This is a genomic window from Pedobacter sp. GSP4, from assembly GCF_051857575.1.
Lineage (GTDB): Bacteria > Bacteroidota > Bacteroidia > Sphingobacteriales > Sphingobacteriaceae > Pedobacter.
On the sequence record NZ_JBPZIR010000001.1, the window covers coordinates 551,103 to 568,860 of the forward strand.

Consider the following 17,758-nt stretch of genomic DNA (forward strand, 5'->3'; position numbering starts at 1 on the left):
GCTTAATGTCTTTATTAGTAATCATGATACTGTTTTCGAATGGGGTTTACGCTCAATCTGGTTCAGTTTATAGCCCGTATCCAATTCCCATTAACTCATGTGGTCCAACAAGTTTTTCAGATTTTCGCAGCAATGCGGGGTATCCTAGCAATGTCGGCTTTGCCAGTCCGGAGATTTGTTATGGTTTTACAATTGCTCGGGCGACAAATGTTAGTGTTTCGCTCTGTGGAAGTAATTTTGATACATTTGTTGAAATTCTTGATCAGAACGGAACTGTTTTATACTCTAATGATGACAATGGTATTCTTTGCTCAGGCACAAGAGCCTCACTTAGCCAGATACTTCAAGCAGGATCCTATATCATCGTCACAGAAGGTTACTCGAATTATACCGGCAATATCGCATTAGATGTTCAGATCCAGGGAGGTGGAGCTGGTATACAGGGCTCTGGTATTGCACAGGCGATAAATGCGGGTACCTTTTCCTCGAGCGGTACTTTTAGCGATACCAGAAGCAATGCGGATGCTTGCCTTGGAAATACCCTTGGACAACAGAGTAACGATATCTTCTATAAATTCAGCTTATCAGGGACAGCTGAAGTAGAATTGCTTCATTGTGGGAGTGGCTTTGACACCTACCTGCACCTTTTGGATCAGTGGGGGACGGAGATTGCCTATAATGATGACAGTTCCCTTGGCCCATGTCCAGGTTCTCAGGCCTACATCAAAACAACACTATCAGCAGGTACGTATTACGTTGTTTCGGAGGGATATTCGACTAATACTGGGAATATTGTGACTACAGTTAATATCACTTTTGGCGTCTCCTCACAACTTCCCGTTATTTCTTACCCAAACCCTTCCAGCTTGGTCCTTGGGGTTTCAGCCAATCTCTCACCGACAAACACGGGAGGCGCGGTTTCTGCCAATGCCACTGCCACTACTTTAGCTGGAACTGGAAACAGTGGGTCTTCAAATGGAAGCGGTGGCTCAGCAAGCTTTTATACGCCCTTGAATACGGCAGTAGATCTTCATGGGAATGTTTACGTGGCAGACGGAGATAATCATCTGATCAGGAAGATCACTCCATTGGGGGTAGTATCTACCTTAGCAGGTGCGGGCTATCCGGGCTATGCAGACGGTCAGGGCACATCTGCCCAATTTCAGCATCCTTCAGCAATTGTTGTTGATGCAGCTGGTGTTGTATATGTGTCGGATCAACAGAATCACCGAATCCGAAAGATTACGCCATCCGGAGCAGTAACAACATTTGCAGGAAATGGTTCGCCCGGATTTGCAAATGGAACAGGCACTGGCGCTAGCTTCAGCAGTCCCATTGGTTTGGCGCTCGATACCGATGGTAATCTGTTTGTTGCCGACTACGGTAACCACCGGATTCGTAGAGTTACGCCGGGTGGAAACGTGACTACGTTTGCAGGTACCGGTACCGCGGGAAACATGGATGGCCCTGCATTAGCTTCTTCATTTCGTAACCCAATGGGGCTTTGCTTTGATGTAGGTGGAAATTTATACGTGGCAGATAGACTCAATCATAGTATTAGGAAAATCAATATTTCAGGTAGCGTAAGTACAGTAGCAGGGAACGGTGCTGCTGGTTTTACAAATGGCGCAGGAACCGGTGCAAGCTTCAACTATCCAAATGGAGTAGCTGCAGATGCTTTTGGAAATATTTTTGTTGCAGATCAACTGAATCACAGCATCCGGAAGGTGAGTAGCTCTGGCGTGGTAACAACGCTAGCTGGGAACGGAAGTGCGGCAACGGTGAACGGTAGTGATGCTGCTATACGATTTAATTCTCCCTACGGACTCAGCGTCGATGGAGGAGATAATCTGTACGTAGCCGAAAGTGGTGGACAGGTGATACGAAAGGTTAGCACGCGGACGTACACAATTAGTCCTGCGCTCCCAGTAGGTTTATCACTCGATGCTTTAACTGGTGTCATCAGTGGTTCCCCGACAGTGTTATCTCCTATGACAACTTACACTGTAACGGTAAAGGGAGTCTATGGAAGCAGTACCAGTATTTTTTCCCTTGAAATAACTGAAGGAGGCCCTTGTCTCGCGCCAAGCCGGGATCAGAATTATATAATTACCTATGCTCCACGAGAAGAAAATCTAACCACCCCAGGTGCTGTTGTTGCTGCAAGTTGTGATAAAGATAGAGTGCAAACAAATATCCAGTACTTCGATGCACTTGGAAGGCCCGTTCAAACTGTACAGGTTCAGGGAAGTCCATCAGGAAATGATCTCATTCAGCCAATTGTTTATGATATTTACGGGCGGCAAACGGTAAGTTATCAACCCTATACCGCCACCTCTAATAATGGCAGTTTCCGGACAAACGCGCTATCTGCTCAATTGTTTTTTTATGAGAATCAGTTGCCAGGTTCGAGTATTCAATATACATCTGCTCCTTACAGCATTTCTAAGCTCGAAAAAAGTCCCTTGGCCAGAGTGGAGGAACGTGGTGCGCCAGGCTTATTGTGGCAACCCCAGCAGAACAGTGAGAACGGACATACGCTTAAAACAAAATATCTGACCAATACCGAACAAGGAGGAGAAAGACAGGCCCGAAAATATACTGCAAGATATAAGTATACCTACAACGGAATTTACCTAAATCAACACGAATTGATTGAGGCCGGTTTTTATGACAGGAATGAATTACGGGTGAATATTGAGTACGATGAGAATTGGATTGCCACAGATCAAAAAGCAGGAACAACTGAAGAATATAGGGATGGATCTGATAGAATTATTTTAGTCCGCCGTAATAACCGTAAAGCGGACAATACGATTGAAGTGTTGAGCACCTATTATGTTTATGACCCAATTGGTGAATTGGCCTTTGTTCTGACTCCGGGTAACAGTCCAGATGCCGGCAATATCAGCCAGATTTCACTTGATAATTTTGGGTATCAATACCACTATGATAAAAATGGAAGGGTTATCGAGAAAAAAGTACCCGGGAAAGGGTGGGAATTTCTTGTTTATAATAAGAATGACCAGCTTGTTTATTCCCAGGATGCAAATCAACAGTTAGCCCACCAATGGAGCTTTATAAAATATGATGGGCTTGGGCGGGTAATTATCACTGGGGTCGAAAATAACAATTCGATGAGCAGAGCTACCCTGCAAAATGACTACATCAATAGTCTTACCGATTTTTGGGAAGAGCGGACCACTGCGAGGAATGACGGTTATACAGTCCGCACCCATCCAATGGCTGGCGAAGAGAATCCCAATATTGTTTACCATACTGTACAGTTTTATGATGATTATAGCTTTCCTGGCAACACCTTCCCATTACCGGTTTATCCTGAGTTAGATCAAGATAGAATCCGTGGGTTACCCACTGGAACGAAGGTGAGGGTTTTAGGGACTGCGAATATGTTACTTACGGTGAACTACTATAATATAAAACGACAGTTATCCAGAACCATAGCCAACAACAATTTCGGTGGAAACGATGAAGTTTCTTACACTTACTCTTTTTCAGGGGAGATGACTGCCAACATAAGAAATCATAGCTCGAATTCAGCATCGGTAAACATTCTAACCCGCTTTGAATATGATCATATGGGGCGTAAAAAACGTACGAAGCAGAATATAAATTCGCAGGGCGAGGTCATTCTGAGTGAGGTGGATTATAATGAACTGGGACAGGCAAAACAAAAACGCCTGCACGGAACCGCTGGTGGCTCGTTTATTCAAAATATTGATTATAAATACAATGAACGGGGATGGTTGATGGGTATTAATAACCCTAATGCCATTGATGCCATGCATGTTTTTGGTATGCAGATCGAATATGGCAATAAACCTGGTGCCTATAATGGAAATATAGGGGCCTTGAGCTGGCAGACGATGGTTCCAGCAGGTCTCGGCCTTAGCCAACAGTTGCAAAGCTATACCTACAACTATGATAAAACCGATAAACTAGAAAAGGCGATATATGATAGCCAGGGTAAATCGAATTGGTTTAACGAGGAAATCTCTTATGATCAAATGGGGAATATCCAGACTTTAAAAAGAAATAATGGACCATCAGGGTTATTGAATAATCTGACCTATAATTATGCTGATAATGGTGTAAGTGGTAATAGATTATCCAGTGTTGCAGATGGCGGTAGCGGAAATGCCAGTGGTGCCTATACCTATGACCTAAATGGAAATCAAACCAGTAGCAGTAAAAATGGTATTACCAATATCGGGTATAATTTTTTAAACCTGCCAGAATCGTATACAAAGGGGAGTACAGGTGAGATTTTAACTTATACATATGATGCACGGGGAAATAAAATCGCAAAACAACTGGGTAGCCAGATAACCAAATACTTTAACGGTATTCAATACACCGGAAACTCAATAGATTTTATTATGACTGACGAAGGTAGGGCATTGCCGGGAAGTCCTTACGCTTATGAATATTTTCTGAAGGATCATTTAGGCAACATTCGGGCAATTATAAAACAGGATGGCAGCATTGCACAAGTCCAAGATTACTATCCTTTTGGTTTGGATATGAATCCCGGCAATCAGTTGACTGGTAGTCCAATAAATAACTACAAGTATAACGGTAAGGAAAAACAAAGTGAACTTGGTTTAGATCAATTGGATTATGGCGCTAGATTTTATGATCCAGTGTTAGGGAGATGGAACACTACAGATCCAATGGCTGAACTTGATAGGGCATGGTCGCCATATAATTACGCAAGAAATAATCCGGTCAGGTTTATAGATCCCGATGGAATGTTCTGGGGAGATTTTTTGGATGAAAATGGAAAGAAAATTGGAACTGATGGAAAGTCTGATGGTAAAATGTATGTAATTAAGACAACAGAGAAAACCTTCGAGGGTGGAGCGAAATCGGCAGGAATTGATAAATCTACAGCGAAAGAAACTAAAAATTTTATAACTAAAAACTCTGGAAATACTGCTGCTTTCGATGCGAATCCCAGCATTTATAACAATGTGCAAGAGATCGAAGGTTCATCAGCAACGAGACAGGCTATGGTAAACATTGTAAACAAAGATAATGGCAAAGGTGGTACCTCAGACGCCAACAGTAGAGAGTATGGCGGAGCTATTTCTAATAATGGCAGTGTAACTGAATCCCCTGCAGGCCCTATTACAAAGCCAGGAGCTCCAAAAGCGACTATTGCAATAACCGAAGATAATAACACTAGATCGATATTTCATAGCCACCCGAGTGCATACGAAACAACCGTATCGGGAGGTAGTACAGGAAGTAGTGTTTCGATGTCAACATCAACAAGTACTGCTAGTTTTAATCAACCACCATCATCCGGTGATGGCTTAGATATCAATACGAGCAACACAGCCCGAACCAATTATGTTTTTGGAAGAGGAAATGGAACTGTGTATATTTATAATCCGCATACTGGTGTAACAGCAACGATACCACAAAGATATTTTGTAACACCTAAAAAATAATAAAATATGAAAAATACAATTTTTATCCTTTTATTTTTTCTGTCCGCATTCAATAAATCCGTCTTCAGTCAGGAGAAGGAGTTTCATTCTCTTCAGGAGGTATTGGATCATCATATAGCTGGGTTGCAAAAAAATATTTCCAATTACAGCCATATCTTCATTACAACTAACCTAGCCGAAGGGCTGAAAGTTCCAGATAAGGTTTTCCAGGTCGAAAATTCGCTTAATGCAAAATTCCTGGATAAAAAAGACCAGAATTATTTAGTCAGGATTTCCATTTATGCTAATTCAGTTCCGGTCAAAATTGATATCTCAAATTTTAAAGTTGTCAAAGTAACGAATAAGAAGTTAACGCTATTAAATCTGGGGAGTGGTAACACCTATACTATTCATTAAAGCTATTTTCGCTGGTTTATGGACTTTTACCTGTTTTAGTTAGCGATGGTCAAGATGGTGAAGGTGTAAAGATACAAGCCGAACCATTGGTTGCCTTCCAAAGCGACATACGCTAGTTTTGCCTGTTAATATGAATTTAGTATTTAAAAAAGCCCGGCCTTTTTGGCCGGCTTTGTTGTTTTTGTTGACAGCCTAAATAGGTAGGCCCAGTTGCTGGTAGGTTTTGGGACCGCGGCACCATTATGCGGTTGGCCATCGCCAAGCCATATAATGGGTCCCTAAATGATCGGTTCTTTAAGGACAGGTGTGTCCCGCCCTGCTATTTCAAACTTTACAAACTACGGTTTGCAGTTTATCTGATGCCGGGGCCCGGTAAACGGTTCCGGAGAAACTGATCGAAGCTATCCTTATAGCTCCTGCTCACGGTAAACCTGGTTCCATTGTGAAGTATAATCCGGTATCCATCAATCTGCTTGACATGGTTAAAGGATATGATTTCAGACCTGTTTATCCTTAAAAATTCCGTCCGCTCCCGTACAGCCTCTTCCATATGCTTAAGGGTGTGATAGGTGGTGTAGTCCATACCGTTTAAGAAAATCCGGACATAGTTCGACATTGACCTGATGTATAGTATATCATCGAACTTTAAGCTTATATATTTATGCTTTGCCCCGCCCTTTATCAAAAGAAAGGCCTCAGGATTTTTGACGGACGGTTCATTTGACTTTGCTTCCAATAGCCGCTGGATCTGCCGGATAAATTTAACTTCACTGACGGGTTTAAGTAGATAACCGTCTACACCGATCTCAAAGCTTTCTGCCCCGTATTCGGTATGTCCGGTTACGAATATCAGAAAATCGCAGTATGGTCTAAACAGTTTCGCGGCTTCGATCCCATTGATCATTGGCATTTCTATATCCATGAATACGACATCTACATGGCCATTTTCATGTAGATAGGTCAGGGCAGTATAGGCGTTATCGAAACTTTTTTTGTGGATAATTCCCGGGGTAATTGATACCAGTTCGGCTAGCTGGTCCAGTATATAGGTCTCATCATCAACCAGTATGCAGTTTAGTTCCATATCAAAGGTAGCGGCAAAGTCTGCCGCTAAGATAGTGACTGTATTTTTAATTAGCAATTGGTGGCTGCTCAGAATGTCTTTCGCATAGCGGTATAGGTTACCCGCATAAAAAATAGGTCGTTGGCATAAAAATATTGGTTGGGTATCGATAAGTTAAGATTTTAACGGGGAAATCATAGTTTTTTTATTAACCTGTCATTTCAGCTTTTCAGTTTTTACCACGCTGTCGGAAGCCTATGGTAACATAAGGAGGAGGGCAATTAACCTCCTTCTTTTATCATTGAAATAATTGCATTCCGATATTGTACCTACGGTTGATCATTGTTTTGATTAGCATTTTTCTTGTTCAGATAAGTATAAGCAAGGGTGTATTGGTTACAAACAAAAGTAAGGGTCCTTCACAAATAGGATACAGATTCTAAAATGGGAAGTAATTTTTTTCGGAGGAGAATGAAAAAAGATTAGATTTGCGGCAAAAGCTACGAGATATACTGATTGATGAAGCCGGAGAAAATACAGCGTTTTTTAACTGCACAGAACCAGTCCTACCTCAGGGCACTGGATGAGGTAAAAGCAGGTTATAAGGTTACACACTGGATGTGGTACATTTTCCCGCAGTTAAAAGGGCTGGGCAGAAGCGAGGTGGCCGAATACTATGCCCTAGATAATTTATGTGAAGCCTCGGACTACCTCAGGCATCCTGTATTGGGCCCAAACCTGATCGAGATATCAACGGCTCTGCTATTATTGGAGGGCAGATCCGCACATGAGATTTTTGGATCGCCGGACGATCTGAAACTACGGTCATGCATGACTTTATTTGCAAAAGTGGATGGAACCAGTCCGGTATTCAATGGTGTGATCGATAAATATTATGGCGGCTTCCTCGATACGCTGACGCTTCAGTTGCTGGAAGACCTTCCGGGATACCTGTAGGCCGGTCAGGCAGCTATGTAGCCTTTTTTGTTATCTAACGGTAGTACGCTTCAGGAAGAAATTTCTATGAATAAACATCTATAAAAACCTGATGTCAGCCTTTCGGTCGAATCCTCGATCTTTTGATCAGGGTAATTGATAATTGCGTTATCAATGAATTCGGTGATTTCACCATCGGACTTTTTCTCCACTGTTCGTAAAAATCGTAGTTAGTTCCTGTCAAGCGTTGAACTTCCAACATGATCAGGTAATGGATTTTATAATCTCTTTCCATATCTTTTATCGAAATTTTTATTTTGTTCTGACTTCATTGGTCCGCTCAGCGTTGATCTTCCGGAGGTGTTGCTTTTTGATGAACGCACTAAAGCGCCCCAGTTTGATCACTGGTGAGTACGAAGTGATCGAGAGAACAGAACTGCTATAATGCACTTTCAAATACGCCAAGGTATTTCAGCTCATTGTAGTGATCCCTGATCGGTTTTTCAATCTCTACTTTGGAATCTGTTAAATAAAATGCTGCATTTGCCGATTCCATGCCATAACGGTCGCAGGAGGCTACTGCATAGGTTAAGCTTTCGATGGATATGGGGATTTTGTTCGCGATGATTTCGGCTACGGGATACTCGCGATCCATAATGGGCAATATCCCGATGAAATCCTCGTCGTACTCTTCATCAAGGCCTATATCCTGGGAAAATCGGCTCATTTCCTCTTCCTGATCGAAATACGCATTAAAAGTTTCTTCATCAGCTGTTGTGGTTCCGATCCAAATATGGACTTTTGACATTCTTTCACTGGGAGGTATGTACATTTTATAATCTTATATAAGTGTAGGATTTGTGAAACTTGAAGATAAAACATAATCTAATCTGAAGCAAATTTTAAATTTGGGGAAAATTGGTCAGGTGAGTTCTAGCTAAATTCTCCTGCAACAGCCGAAGCGTTGATTGGATTCACAGCCAGCTGGCCATGATCGAATTTCAGTTGATTCTTTCTCTCATTTATTGCCTTGGCGTTGGGAATTATCTTCCACTATCTGGGTGTTTTCTGCAATATTTTGCGAGTGCCATTTATGGAGTTGCATCTTCTCGAGTGGGTGGGGCAGCGCATTGGTTGGCCTTTTGATACATTTATCCATCGCTTTTTTTCCGGCCTCTAATTAAAAATAACCCGGATAGCAATTCATATTTTCTGTTGCGTAAATTGTCGTACACTTTAGGCCCAGTCTACCCATGGCCTAAAGGCTTGATATGCAACCTATGAAACAAATAAAATTACCGCTTGTACTTTTAACAGGCTTAATTATGTCCTGTTCACAAAGTAAACCTCAGGGGGAGGAAATCACCCCTGATACCCTTTCAGCTGCCAGCCCCCTGGCATCGGGCCTTCCCGTAAAAATCAATACCGATACGCTACAGTTCATCCATTTTGACGGCAATGGAGATTATTGGGATGCCTATTTCCTGAACGCACAAAAGGACACCGTAAGGTTGGTTACCGACCGGGAGTTTGACTTAGGAGTGCGCGATCAACTGATGAAAGTGCAATGGAAGACAGATACACTGTTTTCGGCAGGGGAGGGAGAGGCCAAATATATGGATAAACGTCTGATCGGTTTTTCCCCGGTTAAGGGCAAATTGTTTTCCAGACCGCTAACGGAAAACGAGGTTGTCCGGACGGTCTGGGAGCTGCCGGAGGTGAAAGGTACCGCCGATAACGTTTGGGCCGGTTCCAGCCCGACTTTTGATAGGCCCTATTATGAAATAGGTACTTCCACGCAGGATGAAGATCACAGTTCCATGTTTCTTTCTTTCAGGATCTATACTTTTCCGCAGTACCGTATTACCGTCGTTGACCGAGCTAATGGCGGGGAAACGGAACTGGATGCCTGGCGTAAGCAGAACAACCCATGAAAAGAAATCCTAAAAGAATGGCTTTGATAGTATTACTGATAATGGTGTTGATCCCTGTGCTGCTCTGGATGGCGAACCTGGCAAAGGCTGCACGTTTGGATAAGGAGTATACGGATCTTGACGGGATAGCTAAAAGCGGCCAGTATCTGGTAAGCGAACTGGTGATACCTGGCCAAAGGCTTCTTTACCAATCGGCAGACCGTAATGGTGCGGATTTAAAAAAGGTTACCGATTCTTATCTCCGCTATGATCCGGTAAACAGGCTTATCATCATCGGCAGCGAAGAACCGGCACCCGGGAAAGAAGACGGGCCAAATTCAGACCAGCTCGCCCATCTCAGCTTTTTCGATCTAACGTGGAAGAAAATCAGGCAGAGCAGCCGTTTATACCGCCTGGATCAGACTGGACTTTAAAACACGGTATTGCTTGGGGACAGGATCCGGCCTTTTCACCACTGGAAAGATCCAGGGCAGGAAATCTACCTTGGGCATTTTAAGATCGGCCGCTTTGATTTCAGCAGTATCAACCCTTTTCAGCTGGGTTCGATAAATGGCGGCAGCCTGGTTTACGCTTGTTACGGCACGGGCTATTATGACCTCAAAATACAGAATGAGATGCTGAGGTTTAAACTGCCTGTAGCGAAAGAGCAGGTGTTTTTTACCGAAAAGCATTCGTATCATACGGGGCTTAAACTGTATGGCATCGGTTCCGGTGATAACGGCCAGGAGTTAAGGGTATTGATGTATCTGCCCAAAGGCAGCCCGCCAAAAATCTATTTGATCAGGAAGGGCTAAAAGTAGGGGCAGGGGAGCCAGATTTGGCATAGGACAAGGGCTCTAGCAAGACCATGAAATATAAACCGATATTACTATTTAAATTAAAAACGACAGGCAATTCAAGTACTGTGTAGTAGCCAAAGGTCAGTCAAAAATCGACAGGAACGGAACCCTGTCCACCGGCCGGAACCGAACGGGAACAACTTCAAATAAGAGTAGGACTTGCGTGTTCAATGTTTTACGAGTCATTGGCTTACGGGATTAAGGCCTTAGCATATAGCTCATTCAATTTACCGATTCCCCCTCAATATAAGATCAGTATCAAATGAAAATGTCGGTAAGAGAGAAATAGGAACGGCTTGGGTTTCCTTATCGGAAATAGGCTGGGAAAAGATAAATGAGGAGCAGAATACTGATTTGGGTTAGCGATTTTTTTGAAACAAACCTTTTTTAACCATAAGGTTTGCGTTGGGAGATAGCTTTATGCTAACCACTAACTAAGTATCAATATGTGGTCTAGCGTGCATGAGATCTGTTAATAATTCTTTTTTAGTGTCTTCAAACTTTTTTGCGAGTGATTCTTTAGATGTATTTTTCTTTATCCCATCCAGCATTGTGTAGGTCTGTCTGTTTTGTTCTTCACTTATGCCTGGAATATCATTTTCATAGCCAAATTTTTTGATTTCCACCAGCAGTGCCTTTAACTTGTTAATGTCTTCAATTCCATAAAATTCCATTGCTTTTATTGTTGTATCGTAGTATAGGATTTGTTTTTTGTGTTCTTCTTTCATAATGAATTTAATCTGTCAAGAATATAAACGCTATAACCTGATTTTTAGGTTTAAAAATCGTCACGTATTTATTAACATTGAAAATAGCAAATGGCTGTTTGATCGTTGTATTTTTATCCATTTTGTCCTATGCAGTGATGTCCGACATCCCGAAGTCCACTCTGGTAAAAATGATTTACGAGATGATTTTGCCGATAATTAATATTTGCTTCGATGGGCAACTTAGGATATAAACCTGATACATCATAAATATTTGTCTTGTACTGCCTTTTGACAAGCTATTTCAGGATAAGACAAACGAAGGGATTGCAGGAAAGGTGCTTCTTGGAAAATAGACGATTGACGGGTTAGGAGTGTACTTTTGTTGAAGTCTGGTACCAGGAACACTGCGGTGCTGATTGGTTTCGGGTTTCGGAAGGGACTGTTGAACTAAAGATTAGTGTCAGCATTTGAATTTGATCATACCGCATGTTTTAAAGAAATTTAGGAGCTTGAGGTTGCAGGAACCTTGCTCCAATTATTTTAAGTAAGGAGCTGAATGGACCTGCTTTTTTTCTAGGGCGTATGAAGCTAAAGTTTCATGGAATTGGCAATTATCACCGGGAATTTTTTGTAAATTTGCAATTTTATAATAACTTGGGCCATCTATAATTAAATGAACTCAAAAAATAATATATTCGTCGATACTGCCATATCCAATAGTACCATTAAGGCTGTAGACTTTTTCTGTTCAGGGGGGGGGATGAGTTTTGGTATGCAACAAGCTGGGGTAAATATTCTGGCTGGGGTCGATTTCGATCAGAATTGCGAGGCAACCTATAAAGCCAACATAAAAGGGGCCGAGTTTATCCACGCCGATGTATTCAAGCTTACAGAGCAAGAGCTGGAACAACGCGTTTCCTTGAGCAAAAATGACGATAATTTGTTGCTTATCGGCTGTAGTCCCTGTCAATTTTGGAGCATCATTAATACCTCCAGGGAAAAGTCTTCTCAATCCAAAAACCTATTGAAAGAATTCCATCGGTTCGTCGCTTATTTCAATCCTGGATATGTTGTCGTTGAGAATGTGCCAGGCGTTTTAAGGCGAAAAGAAGAGAGTGGCTTGGAGGAATTCATCAAATGGTTGGAATCTAAAGGGTACAGAGTCCACTTCGATGTTCACGAAGTTAGCAATTACGGGGTGCCTCAGCACCGCAAACGGTTCACCTTAATTGCGAACAGGGTAACCAATGTTGAAATATCGCCACTGCCCATTGAAGGACCGAAGGTAACAGTTAGGGACGTGTTAGGGGAGAACAATGGATTTAAAAAAATACCTCAAGGCCATCGTGACACTACCTCCTTTTTACATACAGTAGCTGGTTTGGATGCGTTGAATCTGGAAAGACTGAGCATTACACCGCATGACGGGGGCACGAGATTGGCGTATGTCGATGATAAGCGATTGGCCCCGCCGTGCCATTACAAAAAAGTAAATGGATTTAAGGATATTTACGGACGCATGTGGTGGGATAGGCCTGCTCCAACTATAACGACAAAATTCTATAGCTTTTCAAATGGGAGGTTCGCACATCCAGATGAGGACAGGGCGATTTCATTGAGGGAGGGTGCAGTTTTGCAGTCTTTTCCCAAAGATTATATTTTCGAAGCTAATAGTTTAGCCAATACAGCGCGGATGATAGGTAACGCAGTACCTCCAAAATATGCCCAGGCTGTGGGCAAAGCTATTATACAAAATCATCGAAATGCAATTTAGGACAAAGGCAAGGGCCGTAGATTTATTGGGAAAGGGGCAGATTGCCGATTTACCAACAGCTATAACTGAGTTGTGGAAAAATGGTTATGATGCCTATGCAGATAATCTAAGAGCAGATTTATATAAAGCTGGGTATGAAGGCCTGACCAGGTCATATTTTATCCTTTCAGATGATGGGAAGGGAATGTCAAATAGGGACATTCTCGAGAGGTGGCTTGTTCTGGGCACCGATTCCAAATCCAGAGCAGAGTTGGACGTTGTATCAGAAGACACCCTATGGAAGCTGCCAAGGATCAAAGCTGGGGAAAAAGGCATCGGCCGCCTGTCGGTTGCCTATTTGGGCAATCCTATGCTTATGCTCACCAAAAAGCTGGGTTATTCCCTGCAAGCCCTTTATTTTGATTGGCGCTTATTGGAGAACTATAATTTGTTTTTGGACGATATTAAAATCCCAATATTCGATGTCAATTTTGTAGATGGTATTGAGGATGCCTTCACAAAAATAAAAGCTGAATTCCTGACTAACTTCGCGGGTGAATCTTTCAAGGACGAATATATCGTTAGTGAACGTGGTGCCCTTGTCAAAGATTTGGATGGTGCCAGGCCAAGCAGCAATTGGCAAGGTAACCAGATAGAAATAAAGGAACTGATCCTGGAGGAATGCGAAAATGCGACCTTAGAACCGTTCATCCTGAACAAAATCCAGGATTTTTTCAGAGATGACCAGGCCCACGGAACCATGTTCATCACCTTCAACCCGATCAGCCAGATTCTAGATCTTGGCGAAAAAGACGATGACGGTCTTGAAGACCGTCAGTTCGTGATCTCGAGTTTAACAGGGTTTACCAATCCCTTCAAGGATACAGACATAGCAGTTTCCACCTGGTTTAACATCCATAAGGTTGAAGAAACCTATGACCTGCTCAACTCCAGGGGGAATTTTTTTACAAAATCCGATTTTGATTTGGCGGATGTTTACATCCGGGGGGAATTTGACGGGGACGGGACTTTCTCGGGAAGCGTTAGGATCTACGATCAAACAGTAGAATATTCTCACACCAATCCTAGGAAGAAAGACAGAAGGTCAAACTATGGCGTAATACCGATCGAACTGGGCTACACGCAAGGCGAAGAGCGATCATCTTCCCTTAATGAGATCGACTTCAACCAAATTAGTAGCAAAGTGAAAGAATATGGAGGCCTTTATGTATTCAGGGACGATTTCAGGGTTTTGCCTTATGGCCGGGAAAACGCAGATTTTTTAAACTTTGAATCTAGGCGGTCAAAAAGGGCCGGTAGCTATTATTTTTCGTACAGAAGGATGTATGGTTATCTGGATTTGACCAGGGAGAGAAATCCTAATTTGAAGGACAAGTCAAGTCGTGAAGGGCTGATCAATAACGCCCAGTACAGGGCATTCACAAATGATGCGATCAATTTTTTCGTCACATTAGCCCAGGATTATTTCACTACAACTCCAAAGTATTCGATATTCAGGGACAAACAGAAAGAGGTCAATGACCAGAACAGTGCCGTCGCGGCCGATAAAGCCAGGGAAAAAGCTGAGAAGATAGCCTTCACTAGGGCACTCAACGAGTATCCAAAACGATTGGAAGCGTACCAACATAGATATACCGAAATCCTCGCCTTGCTCGAAAGCAGGTTGAATGCAATCCATGTTGGTTACGCCGAAGTGGAGGGCTTACTGGATGAACTCCAAAATATGGATTTGGAGTTCAAGCAGCTAATTCCAAAAGTGCCTAAAAGATATAAACCTACAGAAACCCAGACAGAACGTTTATATAAGTTTGAAGATCAGATAACAAAGTTTATCGAACGTGTAGCGCCGAAGCGCGAAGAGCTTGATCTCAAAGCCCAGGAAAAGCTGGAGATAAGGGATTTGGAAATTGATTTCACCAAGAAAATCAATGGTTACATTTCCTCCCTGGAGCAATCCATCGCTGAGCATCGGAATCGGCTACAGGCCAAATTCCATCATTTATCAAGTGACTACGATGGAAGGTCGAACAGGGTGGTCGACGCGTTAAGGGAAGACAAAGAATCGCTAAAGGGCAATATTTTTTCTAAAGATCAGGTTTCGGGCCTAAGTAAGGACCTGGAAAAAAAATACAATAGCCTGAACGAAGATCTGGAAAACACGCTCTTCCCGTTGGTTGAACATGTCGCAAGGTTGTCCTTCGATATTGACGAAGAACAGGTCCAGGGCGCTTACAAGGCCCAATATGACCAGATGAAATACCAGTGGGAGCAAACACGCGATACCGCCCAATTGGGGATCGCGGTAGAGATTATCGACCATGAATTCAATCAACTTTATGCCAAGATCAATAATCAGCTTGGCGTATTAGCCGGCAATAGCAGTATCAAGGAAATAAAAGAGTTCAATTTCCTTGAAAAAAACTTCAAACAACTTGAAGATAAGTATGCATTATTGTCACCGTTGTACCGGATTTCCGGTGCATTGACCAAAGAGGTCACCGGAAATACCATATATCAGTACCTGCTGGAGTTTTTTGAAAATCAAATTTCCGAGTACGATATTATCTTCGATGCTACCGATGCTTTCAAGCGCCATTCGATCAATATCAAAGAACCGGTAATCCATACCGTTTTCATCAACATCATCAATAATGCTATCTACTGGATGCGCAATAAAGAGCAACGGATAATCAAACTCGATTATTTTGCGGACAGCGGATCTATAGCCATTGCCAATTCCGGGGAAGAAATACCGGATTACAGGCTCGAGCGGATATTCGAGCTATTTTATTCCCAAAGACCAAACGGAAGGGGCATAGGGCTATACTTATCCAAGCAAAGCCTGAACGAAGCAGGGCTGGACTTGATGGCGACAAATGACAAAAATTATAATACCCTAAACGGGGCATGTTTCTTATTAACCAATTTACACTCTCAAAATGTATAGCGATAAGGCATTCAACATACTGAACTCATCGATCAACAATGCGGTCTTTATCGACGAAAAAGCAAAAGATTTTTACTCCGGGACCGCATTGGACCAAGGTATCCCGGAAGAAAAGCTATCCTTCCAATTGTTCGATACCTTCAAAAAAAACGGTAAAAACTTAGTGGTCCATAAATTCGAGAAATCAAATCTCGAGGAGCCAAATACCTTGGAGTACCTGTTCAAAGGGAAAGACCTCATTTTATTGGATTGGGAGCTTGCCGAATTGGCTGGCCAGGAATACTCATTGATCCTCTTGGCCGAGGCAATCCGTAAACCCAATATAAATTTTTGCTGCGTATATTCCAGTTCCAATAATTTTAACCAAATCCCCCTTTTTCTGGATGCGTATTTCTCGGGCTTGACCAAGGAGAATTATGAACAAATCAAGAATGAATTTTCATTCTTCGAAACCGGTGATCTGGCCGAGGTAGTCAATAAGGACGAGGGCACGATGCTCCAGTTTATCGAAGAACACAACCTGGACTTTGAAAATTTCCCCATAGAAAATGCTAAGGGGAAACCTGCGACATTTTTATTGCGTTTAGTGCACATCGCGCTGAATGTTGATAAGTTTATCGTCCCGGACGGGGGAGTGGCCAAACATGAGGTCCTGAACACGGGGGACGACTCCTTCATGATCAACAATACTTTTGTCCTCACGCTAAAAAAAGATTTCGATGGGGACTCCGACGTCAATAAGTTGCTCAGGAGGATTTCGGACATTATGGTTAAAAATAAGGGTAGTTTTTTCCAGTTGTTGGGGCTCGAGATGCAATCAGTATTCAATTCCAATGAGCGTTTTATTGACGAGACCATCCTAAAGTCTTCGACTGAGGCCCTTTTCAAGTTTAGGAACCACATCAAAGACGATAAAACATTCGGCATTATCATCAAAAAACTCTTGCTCGAGCAGGCTTATTTGCAATTGAGGACGGCCAAGCTGAAGTTACTGGATTCTGAGTTCCTAGAACATAGAAGCAAGGAAATAGCCGACGTGGTAACCAATGAAGACCTGCATCAACTGAACGTATTTTATAATTCGGTTTCGGTCAAGGGCTTAATCCCTGGCGATGTGCCCAACCTGAATTTCGGTGACGTCTTCAGGGATGCCGAGGAAAATTATTATCTATGCATTACCGCACTCTGCGACTGCTATTACCCAAATAAGATCGATTCCAACTTTTATTTTGCCAAAGGGAAGGTTTTCGAAGACGTCGAGACAGCGCTAAGGTTGGGCGACACAGCATTTTTGAGCTTTCTTCCGAACAGCAAGGTCGTCCAGTGGGGCGATGCTGAATTGGTCAAGAAAGTGAAAATTAAAAAACTGGAAGGAGAATCCGAAGACCAGCTTAAAACTAGGAAACTGGAATCCGAACTCAATGCCTACAGGGCGTTTTTACATAAGCCATTTTACATCAAACCTAAAATTTACAATGTCGAAAACTATAAGCTCATCGATAATAAAATGAGGATTTGGGAGATAAAAAATAAGTTTTTCAAGGAGGAGTTTGACCAAAAGCTAGATTATTTTGACGTGACCTACGTGACCACGCTCAGAAACGATTACACCCAAAGGATTGCCAATCACGCTTTCGGTCATCCTGCGCGTGTGGGAGTGGATTTTGTGAAAATTTAGTGTC

General features: G+C 42.5%; 12 protein-coding genes. 9 read left to right on the forward strand and 3 right to left on the reverse strand.

What is annotated here, in order from left to right; translation table 11 throughout:
* Positions 1-5: 5 nt before the first annotated feature.
* Complete coding sequence (locus tag ACS5PU_RS02265; RefSeq protein ID WP_439457641.1) at positions 6-5,477, forward strand: DUF6443 domain-containing protein; 5,472 nt, start codon at positions 6-8, stop codon at positions 5,475-5,477.
* Positions 5,478-5,483: 6 nt separating this feature from the next.
* Positions 5,484-5,873 (forward strand): hypothetical protein, encoded by a 390-nt coding sequence (locus ACS5PU_RS02270; protein WP_439457642.1) that lies wholly within the window; start codon positions 5,484-5,486, stop codon positions 5,871-5,873.
* Positions 5,874-6,225: 352 nt separating this feature from the next.
* On the opposite strand, the gene ACS5PU_RS02275 is transcribed toward ACS5PU_RS02270, so the two are convergent.
* The gene (locus tag ACS5PU_RS02275) at positions 6,226-6,957 is read right to left on the reverse strand and encodes a LytR/AlgR family response regulator transcription factor (RefSeq protein WP_439457643.1); all 732 of its coding nucleotides are present in this window, start codon (positions 6,955-6,957) and stop codon (positions 6,226-6,228) included.
* 498 nt (positions 6,958-7,455) lie between these two features.
* Between ACS5PU_RS02275 and ACS5PU_RS02280 the strand changes: the two genes are divergently transcribed.
* Positions 7,456-7,893, forward strand: a complete 438-nt coding sequence (locus ACS5PU_RS02280; protein WP_439457644.1) for a DUF1810 domain-containing protein — start codon at positions 7,456-7,458, stop codon at positions 7,891-7,893.
* Between the two features lie 418 nt (positions 7,894-8,311).
* Here ACS5PU_RS02280 and ACS5PU_RS02285 read toward each other — a convergent pair whose 3' ends face one another.
* Positions 8,312-8,680 (reverse strand): immunity 22 family protein, encoded by a 369-nt coding sequence (locus tag ACS5PU_RS02285; RefSeq protein ID WP_439457645.1) that lies wholly within the window; start codon positions 8,678-8,680, stop codon positions 8,312-8,314.
* Positions 8,681-9,152: 472 nt separating this feature from the next.
* Between ACS5PU_RS02285 and ACS5PU_RS02290 the strand changes: the two genes are divergently transcribed.
* The 3 genes from ACS5PU_RS02290 to ACS5PU_RS02300 are packed head-to-tail and all read left to right on the forward strand — an operon-like array spanning position 9,153 to position 10,600.
* Positions 9,153-9,806 carry a hypothetical protein gene (locus ACS5PU_RS02290; protein ID WP_439457646.1) on the forward strand — a complete coding sequence of 218 codons (654 nt, stop codon included), beginning with the start codon at positions 9,153-9,155 and terminating at the stop codon, positions 9,804-9,806.
* Positions 9,803-10,219 carry a hypothetical protein gene (locus ACS5PU_RS02295; protein ID WP_439457647.1) on the forward strand — a complete coding sequence of 139 codons (417 nt, stop codon included), beginning with the start codon at positions 9,803-9,805 and terminating at the stop codon, positions 10,217-10,219. Before ACS5PU_RS02290 ends, ACS5PU_RS02295 begins: the two co-directional genes overlap by 4 nt.
* 9 nt (positions 10,220-10,228) lie before the next feature.
* Positions 10,229-10,600 carry a hypothetical protein gene (locus ACS5PU_RS02300; protein ID WP_439457648.1) on the forward strand — a complete coding sequence of 124 codons (372 nt, stop codon included), beginning with the start codon at positions 10,229-10,231 and terminating at the stop codon, positions 10,598-10,600.
* Between the two features lie 479 nt (positions 10,601-11,079).
* Here ACS5PU_RS02300 and ACS5PU_RS02305 read toward each other — a convergent pair whose 3' ends face one another.
* Complete coding sequence (locus ACS5PU_RS02305; RefSeq protein WP_439457649.1) at positions 11,080-11,373, reverse strand: hypothetical protein; 294 nt, start codon at positions 11,371-11,373, stop codon at positions 11,080-11,082.
* Positions 11,374-12,028: 655 nt separating this feature from the next.
* Between ACS5PU_RS02305 and ACS5PU_RS02310 the strand changes: the two genes are divergently transcribed.
* The 3 genes from ACS5PU_RS02310 to ACS5PU_RS02320 are packed head-to-tail and all read left to right on the forward strand — an operon-like array spanning position 12,029 to position 17,754.
* The gene (locus ACS5PU_RS02310) at positions 12,029-13,129 is read left to right on the forward strand and encodes a DNA cytosine methyltransferase (protein WP_439457650.1); all 1,101 of its coding nucleotides are present in this window, start codon (positions 12,029-12,031) and stop codon (positions 13,127-13,129) included.
* Complete coding sequence (locus ACS5PU_RS02315; RefSeq protein WP_439457651.1) at positions 13,119-16,076, forward strand: ATP-binding protein; 2,958 nt, start codon at positions 13,119-13,121, stop codon at positions 16,074-16,076. Before ACS5PU_RS02310 ends, ACS5PU_RS02315 begins: the two co-directional genes overlap by 11 nt.
* Entirely contained in the window at positions 16,069-17,754 is a 1,686-nt protein-coding gene (locus tag ACS5PU_RS02320; protein ID WP_439457652.1) for a response regulator receiver domain, read from the forward strand. The genes ACS5PU_RS02315 and ACS5PU_RS02320 overlap by 8 nt, the downstream gene beginning before the upstream one ends.
* The last annotated feature ends 4 nt before the right edge of the window (positions 17,755-17,758 follow it).